The 22,077-nt window shown below is 50.8% G+C and carries 9 protein-coding genes; 8 read left to right on the top strand and 1 reads right to left on the bottom strand.

The window, feature by feature from the left end; all coding sequences use genetic code 11:
- Window positions 1-7 precede the first annotated feature (7 nt).
- The 3 genes from IKB43_06130 to IKB43_06120 are packed head-to-tail and all read left to right on the top strand — an operon-like array spanning window position 8 to window position 9,816.
- Entirely contained in the window at window positions 8-517 is a 510-nt protein-coding gene (locus IKB43_06130; protein ID MBR2469713.1) for a type II secretion system protein, read from the top strand.
- A complete protein-coding gene (locus IKB43_06125; protein ID MBR2469712.1) occupies window positions 514-1,890 on the top strand; it encodes a type II secretion system protein in 1,377 nt (458 codons plus the stop codon). Before IKB43_06130 ends, IKB43_06125 begins: the two co-directional genes overlap by 4 nt.
- A gap of 9 nt (window positions 1,891-1,899) precedes the next feature.
- Window positions 1,900-9,816 carry a pilus assembly PilX N-terminal domain-containing protein gene (locus IKB43_06120; protein ID MBR2469711.1) on the top strand — a complete coding sequence of 2,639 codons (7,917 nt, stop codon included), beginning with the start codon at window positions 1,900-1,902 and terminating at the stop codon, window positions 9,814-9,816.
- Window positions 9,817-10,123: 307 nt separating this feature from the next.
- Here IKB43_06120 and IKB43_06115 read toward each other — a convergent pair whose 3' ends face one another.
- Entirely contained in the window at window positions 10,124-11,062 is a 939-nt protein-coding gene (locus IKB43_06115) for a PD-(D/E)XK nuclease family transposase (GenBank protein ID MBR2469710.1), read from the bottom strand.
- Between the two features lie 237 nt (window positions 11,063-11,299).
- Between IKB43_06115 and IKB43_06110 the strand changes: the two genes are divergently transcribed.
- From IKB43_06110 to IKB43_06090, 5 genes are all read left to right on the top strand, one after another.
- Window positions 11,300-12,586 (top strand): hypothetical protein, encoded by a 1,287-nt coding sequence (locus IKB43_06110; GenBank protein ID MBR2469709.1) that lies wholly within the window; start codon window positions 11,300-11,302, stop codon window positions 12,584-12,586.
- Between the two features lie 202 nt (window positions 12,587-12,788).
- Window positions 12,789-14,024, top strand: a complete 1,236-nt coding sequence (locus IKB43_06105) for a hypothetical protein (protein MBR2469708.1) — start codon at window positions 12,789-12,791, stop codon at window positions 14,022-14,024.
- A gap of 167 nt (window positions 14,025-14,191) precedes the next feature.
- On the top strand, window positions 14,192-15,211 hold the full coding sequence (locus IKB43_06100) for an Rpn family recombination-promoting nuclease/putative transposase (protein ID MBR2469707.1): 1,020 nt from the start codon (window positions 14,192-14,194) through the stop codon (window positions 15,209-15,211).
- A gap of 190 nt (window positions 15,212-15,401) precedes the next feature.
- A complete protein-coding gene (locus IKB43_06095; protein MBR2469706.1) occupies window positions 15,402-17,186 on the top strand; it encodes a hypothetical protein in 1,785 nt (594 codons plus the stop codon).
- 218 nt (window positions 17,187-17,404) lie between these two features.
- A complete protein-coding gene (locus IKB43_06090; GenBank protein ID MBR2469705.1) occupies window positions 17,405-21,862 on the top strand; it encodes a fibro-slime domain-containing protein in 4,458 nt (1,485 codons plus the stop codon).
- Window positions 21,863-22,077 lie beyond the last annotated feature (215 nt).

Genomic DNA, 22,077 nt, shown 5'->3' with positions numbered 1-22,077 from the left:
GGCCACAATGTTCGTTCAGCGTTTACCAGTTTTGTGCAAGCCCAAGCGCGGTTTTGGCATCATGGAGGTCATTGTTGCGGCACTGGTGCTTGGACTTCTGTACACCGCGGTCTGCAACCTGCAGACGGGCAACCGTGACGCCTTGTTGCGTATCCGTGGCCGCGATGGCGCTACCGAGGTGGCCCAAAATGTGATTGACGATTTGAGTTCCAAGGGGCTTGCGAGCTTTACGGACGCTCACCTCACCAACAACGAGGACGGGACTTGGAGCCTTCCTCCGCAAGAAATTGTCCAGGAGTGGAAAGGTCAGCCAGGAATTGTGCAACACAACATAAGCATTACTTACACAGTCAATGTAAAAGTTTCCGGCGACGAAACATTTGAGGCGAATTCGAGTAGCCTTCTTGTGGGTGAAAATGGCGCTGCTCATGTTTACGCCAAGCGGGTCAATGTCACGGTTAGCTGGCCCTACAAAGGTTCCATCCAGTCCATTTCAGTTTCGGGGGTAATCAGATGATTAGACGCAAGAACGGGTTCACCCTCATGGAACTGATGGTCTATATGGCCATCCTCGGCATTATTGTCATCGTGGCGGGGCGCGCCTTCAGCGACTCCACCAAGTTCCGTGTGCGCACCCAGAATATCCTCAAGGCCACCCAGGAGGTCGAGAATGTAGCAACGCTTTTTAAAGCAGATGCATCTCAGATGGGGGCAAAGAGTTCAAAAGAGGCGGGCGATGCCACTGATGGAAGTTCCTTTGGTGACAACTTTAGCAGTATTTATGATGATGTCTATTGGGACAAGGCCAGCGGGGATTCTTCCTCATTCTTTATAGATACGATTCCCCTTAATGGGCAGAGTGTTCTGTACTTTAGGCGGGCCCGTTATGATGCCAACGGCCTTTACAAGGCTGTGGAAGAGATTTGCTGGTTTGTTGATGAGGGCCAGGTTCTTAAACGCAGTTGTCGTACGGTTTCGGGCGAGGCCGAAGAGGCGTGTCCGTCAAGGAGCGCCGATGCGGCCCGCGCAGATGCTGTGGAAATTTCAACGAATGTGGGGTTGTTCCAGGTTGTGGCTCCGAACCCCGTAACCGGGGCCGAGGAGCAGATTTTCCCGACTCCTGGGAACTCGTTCCGCCTGATACCAAGGACTGGCGACGAGCATTTCTTCAACTTCAAGTCGGAAAACGATGGCAAAGAAGAAATGGGGGCTGGAGAAGAGATTACGCTTTCGCAGTTCTATACCAACTATGACAACGCCCAGGGACAGCTCAAGTCCGACCATAACAACATGAACCAGGCATTCGCTGTTATATCAAGCGGCGATGCGGGATCTTGGAAGGAATACTGCCAAAATCTGGGTCTGATTACATTCCAAAAGGGGCACACATACGAGATATCCTTCGAAATACCCTTTACCAACATGTCCTCGGATCCCAACATACCCTTGCAGGTCTTTGTGCCTGGCGAGGACCACATGTCCGTTGGGCTCAGGGATATTAACGGTAATTACCTGATGGACGCTGCCGCTGACCCGCCAAAGAGAATGCTCGACGACTTTTTGTTTTTTCCACCGTATAACTCACAAGGAACAGGCAAGCGTAATATGAGGTTCACCGTACCGACAGATGTTTCTGGCTGCATTGCATTTACCTTTGCCTGCTATTCGCCGAAGGCTTCTCAGGCGATACTGAAAATCAAGAACCTGAAGGTTACGGAAGTACCCGGCTTGAACTACAGTTTTGAAACGGCTTACAACCCGGAAGCACATAAGGCCGACAAGCAGAACATCAAGGCTTTGCAGCTGTCGCTGCAGATTACTCGAGGCGCGGGAGAAACCGGCGAAACTATTGTAGTTATACCTATCCCAAGCAACGGACCCCGCGACTAGGAGGGAATTATGAAATTTGGAATGAAAAACAAGAAAAGAGCGGGTGTCTCCTTAGTCACCGTTCTCATGTTCATGCTGGTGGCCACCATCGCGGCCACCGCCACCTACAAGTGGATTACCAGCGAGGGCCACTCCAGTGCCAGCCGTATGATGCAGCGGGAGGCCTACCAGAGTGCCGTAGCGGGTATCGAGAATACTCGCGCTTGGATGACATTCCACGCCAACGATGTGGGAGCCCTTATTAGGCAGTACATCTATGATTTGAATACTGACGAACCGAAGTCCCAAAAGAAACCAATCAACCTGGATAACCAGATAAGGAGCTTTGTCCAGGGGGGGACCCAGGACCACCATGTGTGGGTCACAGGTGTAACTACACAAAACGGCTTGTACAAGGTGAAAATTCTCTCTGAAGGCATTTCTCGGGACGGATTAGCCAGGCACACCGAGGTGGCCATTCTCAATATATCGGGTCTTTACCAGGTAGACAAACCCACGGTACAGGAGGAATACGATGGTGATCCTCCTGACTTTGACTACTCATACTTTGGAGGCGGTGTTTCGGGAACGGGGACGGACTATGAGTCGGCCGTAGTAAATGGAAACTGGGGTACTGAAGAAACAGGCGTGAACCCGCCGACAGCAACGAGTAACTGGATTGTCACGGGAAACGCAAATTTGAGCGGATCCGGCATGAATCTGGGCGAGCTTACCTGTATTGGCGGGAATCTCTCTGCACAAAACGACGGTATTAAGGGCAAAGATTTGTTTGTGGGTAAGGATGCAGGAATCCCCACCGCAAGTTCCTTTGATCTGTCGGGGAGCGCCTACTTTAGTGGAGATGTCATCCTCGGGGCCACAGGCATAACTACTGATGCTAACTATAATTTGCTAATAGATAGCAATGTTACCTTAAAGGGATACATGTCTTCGTATGACAGGTCAAAAAAAGCCAAGATAAAAGGAAACCTCTGTGTTGATGAAGACGGTGCGGTAGTTCTTCATTTTAACAACAATAGTACTTTTGTTGTGGAAGGCAATGTATGGATGCCGGGAAAGCAACCCCTGGGTTGGGGTAGTACGGCCAAGACTACAGCTAGAAGTGGTTGCACATGTCAGGCGTATTCTTCATGCCAGTGCAAGGATTACGACTGGTATAATGGAGGTAAGACTTATGCTTGTGCAAGGAATTATAAGACAAACGGTAATAACCTGTATTGGGTCGAAAAAGAAAATATCGGATGCGTGCTAACGGGTACAAAATCCTGTAACTATGGAGATGAGGACTTTATCGGATGCGCTACGGAAAGCGTAGTCAGAATAAATAATTTCCAGGAAAATACGGATAATTACGACCAGATAGTTATGGGTACGTCCGGCTCCGAGGTCTATATCAAATCAGCCCGCGCGTCGTCAGATTATTCAAGTCTTTCCAGCAAGACCTACACAGAAACCGGAAAAAAACGCTGTCCGGAAAACAAGAGGTTCAGAATTTATGGTGATAATTCCGACAACTGGGAGAGGGTGAATCCGGGGAGTAATATCGGTCATTTTATAAAGAAGAACCCGACAGAAGGGCCGTTGGTTTGCGGCGAGCTGGCTAAAGACAATGGGGAATACATCACATATACGTATGGTTCTGAAGGGTTGAACGAGTGGACCGACTATTCTAAAGGCTGGGAAGATTGGACGACTGCCACGGTTTCTGGTATTTTCCCTTCTGGTCGACCGGTAAACAGCGATAGATATTACATTTTTGATAACACAAAAACACAAACGGGCTTTGTCGCTTTTGAACAAAAGACCTATAGCACTAGCGACTGGAGAAAGTACGATGTAACTCCCATTAGCGGGTGGAAGGGCGACAAGGGTGGTGGCTGGTTCCCCATACCGATGTGGTCCAATGACAATAACAAGTTTGACAATTATTTCAAGAGTGCCGTAACAGCAGGCCTGTACAAGGTCGGTGGACAGTATTTTTATGATGCCACAAACGCCACCTATAATTTCTACAATTACGAAGAGTCCAGAATTACGGGATCCCCCTTCTGCAAGAGCAGTAGCGGAGACGCCAACCGACCGACTTGCGGGGTGAACCCCTGGTTCAAAATCGGCGGAAACATGCACAACAAGTCGGATTGGGTTGCAAAGCCTGATTTTGCCTGTGGGGATGCCGTTGAAGAAAAATGTAGGAAAATTTGGGGAAATAAGCTAACTACACAAAAATGCGGGGCAGATTACTTTGTGGATGACCCCATAGAAATTCCCCTGGATGAGCTAGAATCTTTCGCAGAATCTAAGAATGCCTGCCCCACTGCAACGGGGTGGAATAGTACGCTGGTTGATTCCTTGAATGCTTGTTATTCGAGGCTTTATCTAGACTCTACCAGTCGGGCCAACAAGCTGTACAATAAGGAATATCTGGTTGTAAAAATACCAGGTGCGATGAACAATATCAGTGGAACATTGGTTGGAAAATTTGTTATCATCGTCAAGGATCAAATTACTGCACAAAACTCCTTGATAACGGCCTCCGACAACGGTATCATGGGCACCTCTGATCCTGGTTCTTTTGTCTTGCTTTACCTAAAGAAGGGTGCGGATAAGTTATCCACTTCAGCAACTATCAAGCATGTGTTCATCTTCATGGACACGGATCAGGGATTTAGTGAGGGAAGTAAAATCAAGCTTACGGGAACGCTCTATTTCCCGGCGGCAAAGTGTGCTAACAATCGATTCGAAAATGCAGCGTTTGTTACAGACAGAGAATTGTTGAAGGATTTGGGTAAAAACGGTATTGTCTGCGATAAGGGTAAGCCCTGTGGTGCCGACGCTGTAAACGCCGCCGCTGCAGCAGCAGGCGGAAATACTCAGGCCGTGTTCAAGTCCGCAGGTAAGGACCCCTACTACATTTCCATGGCTCCGCAGTTAGGCGTGACTTTGGAAACGCAATACGAATCCAGCGAGATGGTGCCGGTTGTTGATGCGGCCAATGGAATCTCCCCGTTGAGCCAGTCGTTTATCGTGTTGCCCCGTATCATTTACCTGACCAAGGATCCTTACGGGAAACTTATCGACTACTTTAATGTGCTTCCGTTGAATGGAGCTAATGTCAGCAAAGCAACGGCTAGTTATAGTTGCTCCCCCTCGCTTAATATAAGTTCCAACCTGGTTTCTGGGGATGCCAAACTGGATGAGGGACTTTATACCTGTACCGCCTCTGCGGATGGTTACAAGTCGGTTCCCTTCTATGTCTGGGTCAAGGGCTCGCAGAGTGCAGCCCCGCCAGTCAACTTCTTGGAACCTTCAGCCAACCTCACTGCAGGCGCCCCCCACGAAGTCAAGATAAATCTCCCACCCCACTCCAACGAAATTAATGTCAAGGTGCACAGATCTTCCGTCCCTTCTGGCTGGACTCTGCAAGTGAAGGACAACGTAGAGCCGGAGAATGATGTTTACACATTCCACTTTGGGGTGGATGTCAATCACCAAACTCCCACGCTGTTCACTCTGACGCCGGCTGGGGATGCCTCCAATGGCTCGGTGACCTTCACCTTGCAACCTGGAGATGCATACCAGTTGGCAAGTCCATGGACATCGACGCTTCTCATGGCTTCCACGGCAAGTCTCACGCGTTGCAATGTAAGCGATATAAACGACATCAAAGATTTCTGTAACAAGAGCGAGAATGCCGACCTTTGTCCTGAAAATTCAATGATAAATGCTTGGCCCGATTGCCCAATCATCAACAGCACATCGAAGGAATGGGTAAAACCCTCCTGGTCACCGGGTTACTCTACGGAAACAAGGAACAGCCTGTGGAATGTGGTCACCAGCGGTACAGGCACACTCTCCCTTACGGAGGGCGATGATGCGGGTGAGTGCGTGGTTATCATTCCCGAGGCTTCCAAATCGGCCCCAATTGAGGTCAACGAGAATATCTCCCTATGCGCTACTGCTAAGGCGAAGCTCCGCAAGATTGGTATTAAGTTTACCGGTAGTATAGTGGGCTCGCCCAAAGTAACGGTCGTTGCTGGAGGTCACACAACCGATTGCGACTATGTGAACAAGGATGTCGTTTGTCCTGTTTCCGTTTTTGACGGAGATTCCGTGTTCATAAGTATCGATAGGGATCTATACAAGGATTTCAATTATTGGACCTGCGATAACAATGGAGGCATGACCTGCCCCACGACCGATCCGATTTCCAGTGCCAAGTTCAGTGCTAGCGAAGATAAAAACGGATTCACAGTGAAGGACAATAACGCTATCATCTACGCCCATTTCGGCGAGAATGACAATCATTGCTTCTTTGACGAATTCAGGAAAACCGCTCAACACAACGACCGGCATGCCTGTAGCAAGCCGGGAGAAACGGAAACCGCGTATTGCATCGGAAGTGGAGCTAGTGCCAAGTGGAGCTTTGCCAGCGGACACATTAGCGACACGACCTATGTTGAGAGGGACCCCTACCAGGGGTACATTGTGGCGTCAAAGGACGCCCCAAAGGAAGGTGTCAAAATCATGAGCACCGTACATGCGGGTATCCATGGTACACTTAAGGCCCTGTTCCAGCCGCCCCATGCAACTTCTAGCTATGGAAAGGATTCTCCGAGAATCAAGAATTCGGGATTCCTGTTCCGAGCCGAAGACGATGGAAGCAGCTTCTGGAGATTGAATGTTTACGAGAACACTTCAGGCCACCTTGCCGCACGGGTATGCCTTGATGCTGCCGGCAGTTGCAGTGCCGAAGTTGAACTCGCTAAAGACAACTATTCCAAGGCTAGCGTAACTACTTCCAGTATGGTCATGCTCTCTGTCACACTCAAGGGAAGCGACTCCCTCAAGATCAAGGCTATCACTGACAATTTCTACAGCAGCAGTGTCTTCGAAGAATCTGATTATTACAAGGCTGTGTTCATCCTCTCCTCTATAGGGAACAACCACGCCATCATGAACTATCAGTATGTGGGATTCAGCTTGGCCGACCGCGATTTCAAAATATACGGTATCGGCTGGCAGAGTGACGACTACGGTTCAGAATGCTTTGACGGCCCTCCGTCTGTCAAGTGCTCCTTTGCCGCCGTGGCGGTAGACGGGGTTGTGCCCACTTACGGTACGGGTCTTGGCCAGTCCAACGACTACCAGAGGCCCTGGGTCGGCCATTCCGGCTGGTTCGACAGCAAGGATTGTTCTGTGTCCTACTCCTATGTGGCAGGCTCTGCCACAAACGATGCCACTGTAGATAGTGAAAACGGCTACTATTTCGACGAAAGTGGAGTCGGTGCGCATGGCTACAGGGACAACAACGATCAAGATGTAAAGACCGCCTATGCCACCCTTGCAAACTGCAAGTACGCGAAGACGGATGTGCTGGCTTGGGAATCAACGGTAGACCCGGCCCATTGCGGCCCCTTCTGGACAGGAAAATTCAATGAGTGCCAGGCCGATGTTTCGTTGCTTGCCAACGAAAGGTCCGTTATAGCTGGCGAAACCTATACACCGACATTCACCCCCGCAAAGGACCTGCGAGGCATAAAGGATCTCGCTATCACCCTTTCGAACGACTATGCCGATGTCGACCTTGAAGTTTGGCTCATCAGTAACAGTGCCGCATGGGGTGGCGAAGACCACGAAAGCCGCCATGTAAGGATAACCGGCTCTGGCTCGACGATTACCAAGCATTTCAGCGTTGCGGCAAGCACTTCGGCCTACGAAGACTTTGCAGACAATGCCGCAGGGTTTGACCCGGAAAACATTGTCGCCATGTCCTTTAGGAATAACGGGAGCAACCCCGTGACGATCACATCGGCGGAGGCCCTCTGCAAGAACTCCGTCAGGTTTGACGGGTGTACGGTGACTCGCGCCGGTGAAACGGAATGGAAGGTGACGCTCAGCGTTCCCGAAAATGCAGATAAGCTGGCAAAAGTCAGATTGAAGGCCGATGTCAATGGTGCAAGTTACCTCTCCGACATAGAACGCGACTATGCTGGGCTTGAATACGGAATCGCTGACCCGGGTGCATTCGCCAATGCCGGCAAGACCTACACATTTAGTGCCCAGGTGTATTCGGAACTGAACAACTACACGAGTGAGTGGGTGGCGTGTACCTGCCCAGGCAACGACTGTTCCATCGGTTCCATTACCTGTGGCGACGCGACCCTGCAACACAATAAGATGAACGCATCCAACGAGATCGAGTACGGTGAGGGGAACCCTGAGTATTCTTTCGAGTTGAGCGGCTGCCCCACCAAGGGATGCGCCTACGAGGTCTACCTCAACGGGACGAAGATTTCCGAATGTACAAATGCCCAGGCCGCAAGCACGGGCTGTTCAAAGAACCCCCATGTTGTGGGCCCGACCCAGATGGCCGTGAGCGATAACCTGTACAAGTACGAGGTAAGGAACCCTGCGGGCTCGGCTACCGAAATCAAGAGCCTAGATGCTTGCGACCAGACATTCAAAGTTGTTGAGCATGTGAAGGATCCGGTGACATGTAGCATTACGAGCGGAACAACAAATGCCTCTGCTGCGGATCTTGGTGGTTCGGCAGAAATTCCGTCAAATAAGATAAGCGTCAGTTGCCCCGAAGGCACCTGTACCTATACCGTCAAGGAGAACGGTTCAACTGTGGGTAGCGGCACCTACTCTGACACATACGGATTCTCTATTAGCAACGGAGCAATCGAGGCGGGTTCCCATACCTATACGGCATCGGTAACGCGAGATTCCGAAGGTGCTGTTGATTGTTCGGGCTCCTACACCATAAACTACCCGTTGAACCTAGATTGCGATTCTTGGACGGATCCTGGAGCGAGCACGCCTGTCGCCGCCGGAACCACAATAACGCCTGTCAAGACCAAAGCGGGCAGCAGCAATACCAGCTACACTGGCTGCGGAGGGAACTGCACGTACAATATCACCAAGGGTGGAACGAGCGTTTATGGAGGCGAAGTCAGCAGTTACGACGGCTATTCCGCTACAAATACTTTCACGGATGCCAATGGTTCTGGTAAGGTTACCTACACGCTGACCGTCTCGCACCCCGATGTCGCCACGACAAAGTCCTGCAATTTCGATGTGACATATGCGTCACCTACTAGTGTATGCCATTGTGCGGATTACTGCGGAAGCGGGTGCGAAAATAATATCGTAACAGGCAATATTGATCAAAACCCGTTTACAGGATGTGTATTTGTAGCATCTGCAACAAGACTTGATGTAAATCAGGGATATACAGTTAATGGAAGTACTCCGTCAAATGGACAATTGTGTTATGATAATGCTACAAATTGTGCAAATGCCCTTGCAAATTATACGGCAGTGGATGGTGGATGGTATTTCAATATTGCGAACAAGTATGTCTCTATTCGCTCTTCTGGGTATAATCCGTGTGCGCCTATAGTTGCGCCCTCTATATCTTCGTGTCCTACAGTACAGGTTGGTATTGGGAAGAGTGCTTCAATAACGCCTGTTGCTCCGGCATGTTTTGCATTGGAAGAATGTAATTATTCCATCAAGAAGTCGGGTGTTTCCATTGCTAGTGGAACATGGCGAAGTGGAAAAATTTCTTTTACTGATGCTGGAGCAACTTCTGCTGGTAATATCACATATTCATTGACACTAACCAATTCAAAAGGATCAGACTCCGAAAATTGCACTGTAGGCTACCTGGGTCCAATCTCGTTGACGAACGGATCATCGAATGTTGATGTCCCATGTGGTGTGGATATAAAGGCAAAGGCGACTTGTTCAGGAAATGTTGTAATATCTTGTTCAGGAGCTTTTTATAAGACCGTAGGAACACAGTCTGCAGATAAGAATAACACTTTGAATTACTATGCTGCATGGCAGAATCTAAATAATACATATACAACATCCTGTGATACTGATGGCGTGATGAAGTGTTCTATTGGCTGCTGGTAGCCTCAAAGAATAGTTTCCTACGCACAAGGCTCCCCCACATCCGTGTCGGGGTGCCTTTCCTTTACCCCTAAACAAACAAAGCCCCAGGACGCACGCCGTCCGGGGGCTTTTGCCATTTGATTGATTCAAGCGGATCCTCGCCTTGGTTCGACTTCGCTCACCACAGGTCGCGAGGATGACAAGGAAGGCTTTCGTCATGTTCGCGTAGGCGAACATCCGCTGGAGGGATGTACACGGATCCTCGCCTCCGCGAGGATGACGAAGGGGGGCTAGGAGATCCCCGACCGAGTCGGGGATGACAATGGAGCTACGCTGTGGCCAGTTCTTTCGCGGCTTGCCGCTTCAGTTTGACCACTTCCTGCTTCGGGAGCTTGGTTACACGGACAATTTTGTCAACGGAATCGCCTTCGGCAAGCATCGCGAGGGCGATTTCGTTCGCCTTGTCTTCGCCACCCTGCAAATATGATCCCTGTTTTTCGTAAATAATATTCGTCATCCCGTCAACCTCGTTCAGGAGTGTCTCGTCGGTGTACCCCACTAAAGATACATCTTTCATGAAGTCCTTGTCAAGCAGTTTCTTCAGCTTTTCCTCGGGGATATCATTTTCCTCGAGCACGTCGCGGAACAGGCGCAGCATTTCGGCCCTGTCGGTCGCTTCGCGCTTGCACGGTGAGGTGCGCTTGTCGATGGCGAAGAACTTCTCGATTTCGACCAGATAGATGTCCATTTTTTTGTAGAAAATGCGACGATTCCGCACGATTTGCGCATGGTGCAGGTAGGTGTCCGGTTCCTTCGGGAACTGGTTCTCGGTCAAAAGCGAGAGCACGTAGATGTGTGGCAACTTGTAATCTTGCGATTTCTTGACGGTGCGCGAGACGACGCGGCCGGTGTAGTAGATGAGCCTGTCGACGAACAGCTTGTTGAATGTCTGCTGCACCTCGATAAGCACCGGCTCACCGGATTGCGTAGTGCCGTAGATGTCGAAGATGGCGGTCTTGTCATTCAGTACACCAGGGTTCTCCGGAACCCCGAGGGTGTATGTCTTGATGGCCTTGCGTCCGGTAAGCCCGAGCATGGCGTTCAGGAACTTTACGGTGCGCTGCGGCTTGGCCTCGTTCGCCATGAGCATCTTGAAGATGCCGTCGCTGAACGGGTAAACGTTCTTGTACTTCTTGCGGTATTTCGCCAGGTGTTCGGGATGCTCGTGCACGTCCTTGACCATGGCGAGGAATTCCTCTCTTGTCATTTTTATTCCAAAAATGCGGGAACGCGCCCGTATCGCAGACGGGGAAGGTCCCGTCTATGTATAAGACGTTTCTTTGGGGCGAAATATGCCTGAAAATTTTGTTTACAGGCGCTTTTTTGATAGCGGGTCCTTGCCTGCGCCTTCTATTCGTAAAAAAAAATATATATTTATGGTTGGGTAATTTAGGGAGTATGGGTTATGGGTAAGAATCCTTTTATCTTTTTTTCCTCTGTAGTTATGGTTACCGCAACCTTTTGGGCTTGCGGAGATGGCACCGTAGATGCTCGTGGCGGCGAAGACGAACTTGCCTTGCTGAACTATGGCCCTCCGTTTGTGGAAGGCGATACCGGTAACATGTGGACCCTTAGGAACAACGCCATCAAGGACTGCGAAGCCGACGACGTCTGCAAGGCCGCCATGGAGAATGCCGATGGAGAATTGGACATTCCCGAAGAAGAAAGCAGCAGCTCAGAAGCGGTCCTCGAAGAAAGCAGCGCCGCGACGGAATCACGCTCCAGTTCTTCTCGTGGCATCGTTATCAACTCTGCGGGAGCTCCCGTTATATCTACGGTCAGTTCAGACTCCCAGGGCGGGTCTGGCGATGTGCCGGAAACGTCTTCTGCAAGTGTAGCCACCAGCAGCAATTCCTCCATTGCAGGTGTGGTGCTCAGATATTGCCAACCAGCAGGGGGTGTAACGACTGTAGTCAAGGGGACGCCTATCCAGTGGCAGTTTAGGACCAACGGTGAGGCCGCCAAAAGTTATAGCTGGAGCTTTACTGGGGCCGACATTACTACCAGCGAGGAGGAATCGCCCACTACCGTGTTCGCTGAAACGGGTGTCTACACACCAAAGTTGACCATCGATGGAGAGTCTAAGGCCATCACCTGCAACAAGCTGACCGTGGTGGGCCCGGAGGTTACGGGGTGTACTTGCGGGGCTCCGGTATACACGCCGTCTAGTGCCGACTTGAAGGATGGCAGTCCTGTAACGGTTAAATGGGAAATTACCGGGTGCTCAAGTGTTGACGGTCTAGGCAGGGAGGCGGAAAGGTTTGATTATAGCTGGACCGGTGCGACTGGTTCGGGGGCGACCGCCACGGCGAGTTTCACTGAACTGGGTTCCTACACTGTTTCTGCGACGGTCAAAAATCCCGATGGCAATTCGGCTATCGTTTCTTGCCCTGCAGCGACCATTATAGACAATACTCCCTTCAAGTGCAATTCTGGCAACAGCACGGCGAAGAATTTTGATGGAAACCAAATTGAATTTGCAGTCACGGCTAACCAGTGTTATGCGATAAGCATAAAAGCCTCTAAGGGCTACAATGCAACTGTTCAAGGTGGAAACTGGAGTGGAAACGAACAGAAGATATACTTCACTGACTGCAGTGGCGAGAAAAAAACGGAATCCTTGAAAACTGGAGGCTTTTCAGGATTACAAACAGGGTATCAAGATGGATCTAGCTGCACTATGTATATGTATCCTGTAGGAGACTTCAATTTTGTGATGGCTTTATGGTAAAAAGGTAAAGATGTTCCCTGTTTTTTGCCTCTTTGGAAATATGGGTTGAACCATCGTTACGGTACAAGGTAAATCCCGCTTTACAAAAAAGCGGGAAATAGCTCACGTAAAAGCGTAAAACACTCGCTGTGAGCTTTTATTTGAAACTTTTTACTAGAAATTTCTCCTGAAAAAGCATATATTTACCTCAAAGAGGTTTATTATGAACAAGAAATTTCTTGTGGGATTTTCTGTTTTGGGCGTTGCCGCTGCGGCTTTCTGGGCCTGCGGTGACGGTGATGTGATTACCAAGGGCGGCGACGACGAGCTGGCCCTGTTGAACTACGGCCCCCCGTTCGCCGAAGGTGACGAGGGCAACATGAAGACCCTGTTGAACCAGGCCATGGCTGACTGCGCTGCCGACGAGGCCTGCGCAGCCAAGATGGAAGGTGCCGAATACGTTCCGCCTGAGAGCAGCGCCGAAGGCGGGGAAGGTGGTGAAGGCGGCGAGGCCCCGAAGAGTTCCGCATCGGGACCTGTCAGCACCAACTCCGGTCCGGTTTCCACTTCGTCAACCCCCACCGGCAGTTCGGCCTCCGGTGGCAACAATCCGCCACCGTCTAGTGCAGTCATTTCGGACGGCACCAAGCCCGACGGTTCCTGCGCTCCCGTTCCGGCCTCTATCCAGAAGGGGGGCTCTGTAACCTGGACGTTCACCAAGGCTAGCCTGCCTGCTGGTTCTAGCGTACAACAGGTGATGGATTACAACAACATGGTGAATGCCGCTACCTGTGAATGGACCATGACAGGGTCAACCGAAGGGACGGCTAGCGCTCCCTGCAAGACCAATACGGCGACGGCCACCTACACCAAGGCGGATAGGTATTCTGCAACGCTGAAAATTGGGGATAAGACCATTGATTGTGGTTCTGTCAAGGTGAACGGTCTGCCCATCAAGGGGTGCTCATGCGAAGCGACAACGCCGATTGTTGATATAGCAGGTATAGAATACCCTGCAAAGGGGGCTTGGAGTGTTGCTTGTATAGATGAGAACAATGAAACGATTACAGGATATAAGTGGGATAATAACCTTGGAACCGCGACAACTGCAGAGTATACGTTTACCCAAAAGCAGCCGCTTTCGCCGAAGGTTACTGTAAGCACGGCGGAATCGGATACCGTCATTACTTGCCCGTCGCCAAAGGTGATTGATGGTAATAATCCTGAAGACAAGATTACGTTGCCTTACTCAGATCCGTTAAAGGCAAATGTGGAATATACGGTTACCCATTCTTGTTCACAAAAGATGCAGATTGCGCCTCCTCAGGGTAATGGAAATTGTTCTGTTGAAATTAATGGAGTCAGTCAGAGTGTCGGTTGGAACCTACAGGTGGATACAAGTCCCGGAACATACACGGTGATGTCCGCTTGTGATGGGTACTCGATATCTTGCTGGTAATTCGGCATTACCCTTAAAAAGTTCATTCCCTCCCTCCCGGGAGGGTCTTTTTTGTTCACTTTGTAAAAAGATTCTTTACAGGGCCTTTTTCGTTTCAAAAAAGCGTCTTATACAGTACGGGGCATTCCGCCTCGCCGTTCACCGGGGCGCACCCGGATTAAGACGCTATGAGAAAAAACAGGCAAAGAAAAACCAAACCCGTCCGCAAGAGACCTATCCCCGAATCGCTACAGGGTCAAGTCTATCTGGACCCTAGATACGATACGGGCTTCAAGGAACTCTTTGACAGCGAAAGCGCCCTCAAGGATTTTCTGGACGGAGTCCTGCAACTGGAAGGCGACGACAAAATCAAGAACCTCACCTTCACCTTCGACAAGACCATAACGATGCGTTCTGCCCGCAGCAAGAAGGTAATCCTGGATATCTTCGCCACCACGGGCACAGGACGCTTTATCGACATAGAGATGCAGAAGGCCGAACACGACTTCTTTACCGACAGGGCTGTTCTTTACAAGGCTTTCTTGATTATCAAGGGCAAGCAGGAGATGGAACGGACCAAGGAGTTCCAGGCACTTCCCAGGGATATACGAGAAAGCAAGCGGTACGAGCTTCCGGAAACGGTCTCCATCTGGATTTGCGACTTTGACTCGGGCGACTACGGTAATGATGAATACATAGACGAATGGGCGCTATATAGTCGCAATGCGCTAAAAAAAGGCAGTGCGGCACCCGTTTTCGGGAAAAATAAGTATATTATGATTAGTCTGCCCAAGTTCAAGAAATCCGAAAGCGAAGTCTCAGGATCCGTGGACGCTTGGCTGTACCTGCTGAACCACGCCGGCGATGGCAAGGAACTGCCGCATTTTGGCAACGAGATTCTGGAGGAGGCCCTGGAACGCATCCGGGTGGACAACGCAGACGACGAACTCTTGACGAGGCAGGAGAAGGACATGGTAACGCGGGAAGAGATAGATACGATTATTGCCAGCGGCATACGTCGTGGCACGGAAAAAGCCTGTGCCGAAGCCTGTGAGAAAGCTAGTGCCGAAGGCCTTGCCAAAGGTCTTGCCAAAGGTCTTGCCAAAGGAATCGACATTCTGGAGTCCCTTGGCGTGCCGGCCAACCTAATCGAAAAAGCTCGGAAAATCGCAGCGGAAAAGGCCAAGGAATCTCCTAGCAAACCGTAGCAACGCCATATAGCCAGACGCCCCCTCCCTCCCCGGGAGGTTTTTTTTGCACTTTTTTGTGTTTTTTATCAACAAATCAAAATTTTTGTTTACGTTGGTAAAAAAAAGTATATATTAAGGTTTAGGTGTAATATAGGGTATGGAGTTGCTTATGAAACGGGTGTTTTTAAGCGTATTTTTCGTATGCGTAGTGGCTATCTTGTGGGCCTGCGACATGGGTGCCGTAGAGGCCAAAGGCCTAGAAGACGAAATGGCCCTATTGAACTATGGTGAATTCAACGAAGACGGCATGGCGAACCTCATTCCCGACGCCATGGCCGCCTGTAACGACGACCCCGAATGCGTGGCCGCCATGGAGAAGGCCGCCGGCAACGGCGAGCTGATCCTCAGTTCTAGCGAAGCTCAAGAAGAAGCGACCAGTTCTGCTGCAGATTCCTCTGCTAAGGGGAGCTCCTCGTCTGCCCAGAAGGGTCCTGTAATCCCTAGCTCCTCGTCGATAAAGGCTGATACTTCGTCGGTAGCGTCCAGCTGTTCTGCCGTGAATCCCGGTAGCAGCACGACGGTAGCATCCTCGTCTTCCAAGTCAACGACACCTATAGTCAACGGAATCTGCAGCCCGACCCCCAACAGCGTAGAGAGGGGTGGTTCTACTATCTGGAAGTATGTGGCCATCAATTCGACAGTCACCATCGAAAGCTACGACTGGACCTTTGACGAAGGGAGCTCCATAACGACTAGCAAGGATGCCACGCCCAGTGTAAGTTATGCCGCAAAGGGATCCTATGGCGCCATGGTGGTGATAAACAAGGGGCTTGCCACGGAGAAAGAGGTCAAGTGCCAGTCCAAGGTGGAAGTGACTGGCATCAAGGTGAGCGGCTGTACTTGTACAACGCCATCCACATCCGTGGTGGTGTCTTCTTCCAAGCCCAAGGATGTGACCTGGTCCGTTAGTGGTTGTACCGGTGCAGAGCCTTTCACCTATGCGTGGGCGGGCGGTGCTTCGGGAACGGAAGCGTCTGCCAGCATGACCCTCAAGAGTGTCGGGACATATGCCCCGACGGTCACCATCACCAATAGCGATGGCATGACTATGAGCCCCACCTGCAACTCGGTGTCGGCTTCGGAGTTGCCGGGGGCGGCGTGTAATGTTGGTGAGCATAATTACGATGCCAACAAGGCATCTATGAGTGTGGTTCCTGGACAAACCTTCTATTTTAAGCCTAACAATGTAACGGGTGTTACCGGAACCATGAGCATGACTTTGGCCGGTGGCGGTTCTTCCAAGACCATTTCCGTTGCCAACGGAACCAACAATTCGGCTACGGAACTGACTGCACCCACCGATTTGGGGGCGTATCCCTATACTCTTTCCGTGGATGGCGAGGAAGTGTGCTCTGCCAATGTGACGGTGGAATACCCTACCTTGACTACGACATGTTCCTGGGGAACGCCCGTAATGCCTGGAAGTTCTGTCCAGTTCAACATGGCCAAGTGCTCTGGCTGGACAGATGCTATGGGTGGTAGTGCAACAATGGTGCTTACGCTGGATGGTACAACCTCCAATTTGAGTGTTGATCGCTGGAATGGCTATAGTGGTAAAATTAAAGTCCCCGATGCGCTTGGCGCGTACAACTATACAGTTACCTATGGGGGTAAGGAGGTTTGCGCCGGTTCCGTTACGACCGCATATCCCGCGATTACCTCGACGAGTTGCGCTTTGACTGAACACAGTTGGGACCATACGCACTACTTTACTCCTGGAGCAAGCTTTGGTAACTGGGATGCGAATGTCATTGGTGCATCGCTGAATATGACTCTATATCACGACAATGAAGAAGTCGCTGATAAGGCAGTGAGCCGATATTCAAATGGGGATTGGTACCAGTATACTCCATCTACTGAGACCGGTACCCATGTATTCCGCCTCGACTTCCACGGCAACACGGTCTGTGAAGTAGAATACGAAGTTGAGTAATCAGAATAGTTTCGGTTAACAGATTTTTACAAACAGGCCTCCCGCAGATATTGCAGGGAGCCTTTTGCCTTGTAATAAGTCACATATTTTTGAAATTTGCCTTTTTTTTTCATTTTTTCGTTTGCTTTTTCAATAATAAAAGAATAGATTTTGGGGGGTATTATGTGGCGAGTTTATGCTTGCCGCATTTAGTTGCATATTAAAAAGGTGAAAAATCTATGTCAAAAAGATTTTCCATATCGGGATTAGGGAACGTGTTTGGAAAGGTCTTACCGGTACTGCTGGTCACTGTAGGTGCGTTTAGCGGCACTGCAGACGCTCAGTGCGCGGGAACAGTGCGCTTTAAGCCCCCTACTAGTTGGACTCAGGCGTATTTTGGTACACGAAATTGTTCTGCAGCAGAAGCTGGTCATGCCACTACCCTAGATGCAGATGGATACTTTACGTTTGACTTGAGCGGTATCGGCCACCAGGAAAACGGTGCGACTAGCTTCAGTATTCTCAGCAGTGTTACGCAGGGTAGCATTTCCATGATATCTAGAACTGCATGGGAAACGTCAGTCGGTGCTGGCGAGGCTCCTCAGAACGCTCTTACGAACAATGCTGTTTTTGCCTGCCCGGGTGCTGGCAATACCATCTTCATTGCACAGGATCCTTTGAGCGCCACGCCTAAGACCTATATGGGTACGGTTCCGCCTTCTGCCAAGTATCTCTACGTGCTTACTCCCGACGACAAGGAGTGGCAGTCCGACAACATGATGGTCAGTGCCAACGGTGGCGCTGGTGTGCAGATGACGACGGCCCCGGATATGTGCGGCTGGATGATGATGGTCTTTGAAGAGAGCAAGGTCCCCGACGAAGTGCTAGTGTACCTCAAGAATAAGCCCGATGAGAAGCTTGGCGCCACGGGCTTGTGGGGCAACGAAGCTGAACCGACTCCTTTGCCACTGAAATCCATTTTGGAAGCCCTTGGAACGGACAGGTTGTATTTTATCCCGGACGATTCACAATGGCCTGAGGGTATGGAAGATGCCCAGGGCCTGTTTGTGACGGACCCCGGCGTAAGCGGTGTCTGCTCCTTCGACCTTGCTGCTATTATCTATGACTCTGATGTGAGCGTGAATGACCTATTCTCGGAGTACCAGGGTATTTCAAGTTCGCGGGCGACAAATTGTGTTGGCGTGCATCATGGTATTGTCCAGGATCAGTTAGGCACCGACGACAAACCTCACCTTAACATGAGTGGGTCCAATGGACCGACTTGCTTCACCAGTGAAGCTGATTTTGCAACGCTGTTCAATTATTCTCCAGGCAAGAACGAGGTGGTGTGCTACAACATGCCTTTCTCCCGTGCCGCCGATGGCCGTTGGGCGTTTGATTCCGACCATGTTAAGAATGGAACCGTCATAGGAGGCTTTTCTCCCCGTGAAGACGAAACTCCGACTACCGCCGGTAATGACGTGATTACCTCCATAAGTCCGCAAAAGTGCCCGGCGTGCCGTACAAAGCGCAATGCCGAAGGCCCTGTGACGTATACGGTTGAATATCCGGGAATCACGAACCTCGACTACCTGTGCAACGGCCCTGGCTGGTCTGGCGGTGTGGATTGCGAAGGCATGTTCATCTCTGATGATGCCGGCTACGTTAAATGGAACTGGGACCAGGGTGCAGGTGGTGGTGGCCGCTGGGGTAGCCAAACCCGTAACCAGCACTTCTGCTTTGAATCCCATGCCACCTTCACCTACAGTGAAGATCAGGAATTCACCTTCCGTGGTGACGACGACATCTGGGTGTTCATCAACAAGAGGCTTGCCGTGGATAACGGCGGTGCACACCTTGCCGCTCCGGGGCATGTGGTGCTGAAAAACTTGAACACCACGTATGGTGCCGGCTTCCTGGTCCCTGGACAAGACTACTCCTTGGATATTTTCTTCTGCGACCGCAGAACCACCATGAGTAACGTGATTATCAAGACCAACATGTTCATCAAGCAGACCAGCGGCTTGAACGCCAATGGTAAAAAGAATTCTGACGGTACGACGAGTTATAGCGTCTGCTACGACAAGAGCGGTGATGGCTCCTGTGCCTCTGTAGCTCTTGGCCAGGCTGGTGGTGGCGATGGTGGAACTGTCCATGCCTGCGACGAGGCTATCAAGCAGTATGGTACCTTGAAGTACAAGATTACTACTAGGGCAGGTCAGGAAATTGCAACTCTTGAGGCGAAAACTGGCTGGCAGTATGGCGGTATCGATGTCGGTAACCCGTTCAAGCCCATTGTGAATACCGATAAGATTAACGGACTGGCTCCGGGTAGCTACCGCCTGGTGATTGATTTCTACGATTTGAGTGGAAATCTTGACGAAAAGGCTCGTACCTACATCAACTTCCGCATCAAGGGTAACCTGGATGTGATGACCCAGACCTCTACCTATACGGTGAATGCCGGCGACGAAAAGAGCCCCTTCTATGCGTCGGGCTCCAAGTGGACCTTCGTAGGCGAGGGCCTGGCTGGTAGCCGCGTGCCGGTGTATGTATCTGCCTTTGCCGATGGCGGCGTAGACCTGCTGAGTGCTGTTGGCCAGAAGTACACTCTGGTGCTGGACAAGGGCATGACAGCCTATGCCACCAAGACCGGAGAAACGCCCATAACCTGGCCCAAGACCATTGGTGAATCGGGTATTGATACCATTTGGATTTATCAAGGACTGGATGGCCTGACGACAAACCCCGAAGAAAAGACGGTGTCCTTGAAGTCCCAGGCCAAGATCAAGTTCTATGCTCCGCGCTTGGACTTTGCCGAACCGGTGACCGTTGATTCTACTGGAAAGGTGACGGCCTGGAAACACCCGATTGCGGGTGACCCGGATAGCTTGGACGGCGACGAATACTTCCACTGGATTGGTTCCGATGTGGATCTGTATGTGTTGATTGTGAACCCGGCTACCAATGAGATTTGCACGGATTGCCAGATGACTCTGACTATGACTGATGCTTCTGCCGGTGTGACTATGCCTGGCGATGCCATTTCTCTCGGCGACGGTGCCTATGTGATTTCTATTCGTTCCCGCAAGGAATATATGGATTCCACGGCTTATATCACGATTTCGACTGCCGAAGATGCCAAGGGCCTGAGCCTGTCCTCTTATACCAACCTGCGTTTCCGCAAGCCGCCGGTACCGTTCCCGCAGCTGGTGGATATGTTCGACGTCCGTGGTGCTTCTTTGGGCGCCATCAGCATTCCTGAACCCTATTACTCGCAGTCCAAGGAGTACCTGGACGGTAAGGGCGACTCTATCGTTATCCACTACGACAGGCCTTTCGTTCCGAACCCCCAGGGTGATTACAAGGACTCCTTGCCGTTCTTGATATGTATCGACTGGGATGAAAACGTTTACGAAGAAATAAACTTTGTGGAGAAGGGATTCTCCAAGACCAAGAAGGATACCGCCGTGGCGTGCTCCTACATGATCGACTCCGTGACAATCTACAATACTTTCATGGCCAAGTACAAGGCTAACGGCAACAAGAGTGACAGCGTTCTTTCCTTTGTTTCGGATTCTACCTTCTCGTCTCTGGTAAAGACATACGGCCGCGGAAAGGTTCTGAACTTTGCCACCTACGAAGACCGTAAGAAGATTACCAAGGGCCACTTCGACGGTAGCATTACCGACCGTATGGCTCCCGTGATTGTTTCTGCTCGTGTGGACAACTTCTCTGAACAGCTGAACCGTTTGACGGTGACGCTCTCAGAACCGGTAAAGATGATTGACGAAACCAATAGCAAGGCTCCCTTCACCTTCTATATGAACTCTGCGACGGAAGTGGCCGAGGCGGCCCGTTATGCTTCGCCTACGGCTAACGCAGCCCCCGGCGGACTTGGTTCCGAAAAGCTGACCTTGGTGTTCGACAAGACCCAGAGCACCAAGAACCCCACACCGCGTCTGGGAGACTTTATCCGTTTCCGCGCCGATTCCTGGATGTGGAGTGATACAGCTAATGTTTCAAGTGATGTTGCCCAGCGTGTTGCTGGTGATAGCGCCATGCACTGGAATTCTCCCACGGACTACAACTCCACCAAGAGACTTCCGTCTCCTTGGGTGACCATCGTGGGCGACTACTCCGTAGAAGTGTCGGCTATCAAGCTTGCTACCATGAACAAGGATATCGACGCCAAGAATACGCCTGCTGTGGAGGTGTTCACGATTCCTACCACTATGGGTAAGGACGAAATTGCGGCTCTGTATCCTAACACCTTAGGCTTTATCGTGAAGTCTGACATGGCATCGTTCATGAGCAAGGACTCTGTGACGGAGAAGTTCTTCAACGAACACCCAGAAGCCTTGGCTGATGTGTACTTCCAGTACGATGTAAAGTACTATACTAACTTGGGTACGTACGTTGCTGGCCAGAGCGACAAGATTTACTGCTTGGACAGCAAGAACGAAGAAAAGTATCACAAGCAGTACTTCGGAGGCAAGGATTGCCGCTCTACCCAAGGAAACTTCTACATTGCTTGGAATATGCTTTCCGATAAGAAGCGCCTGGTGGGTACCGGTGCCTATATCGCGAAGCTTTCCTCCTTCGTGAAACTTGCTCAGCTTGGCAAGGCCAAGTCCAGTAAGGCCGAAGAGACCGACATGTGGGGCGCCAAGCGCGGCAAGGGTATTGTGAAGTAATCTAGTCTAGGTTCCGGGTCGTGGCCCGGAATGACGAAAAAGTTAAACGTCATGGCGGCCATGAGCCGCCATCTAGATTCCGGGTCGTGGCCCGGAATGACGTCTTGCCCGAGGTCCGGAGTGACGTTTTGTACATGGCCCGGAATGACGAAAAAGTTAAACGTCATGGCGTGCTCCGACACGCCATCTAGCCTTTACTCTTAGGCTCCGTAAAC

The organism is Fibrobacter sp. (genome assembly GCA_017503015.1).
Lineage (GTDB): Bacteria > Fibrobacterota > Fibrobacteria > Fibrobacterales > Fibrobacteraceae > Fibrobacter.
This window is presented reverse-complemented; position numbering and strand designations above follow the sequence as displayed.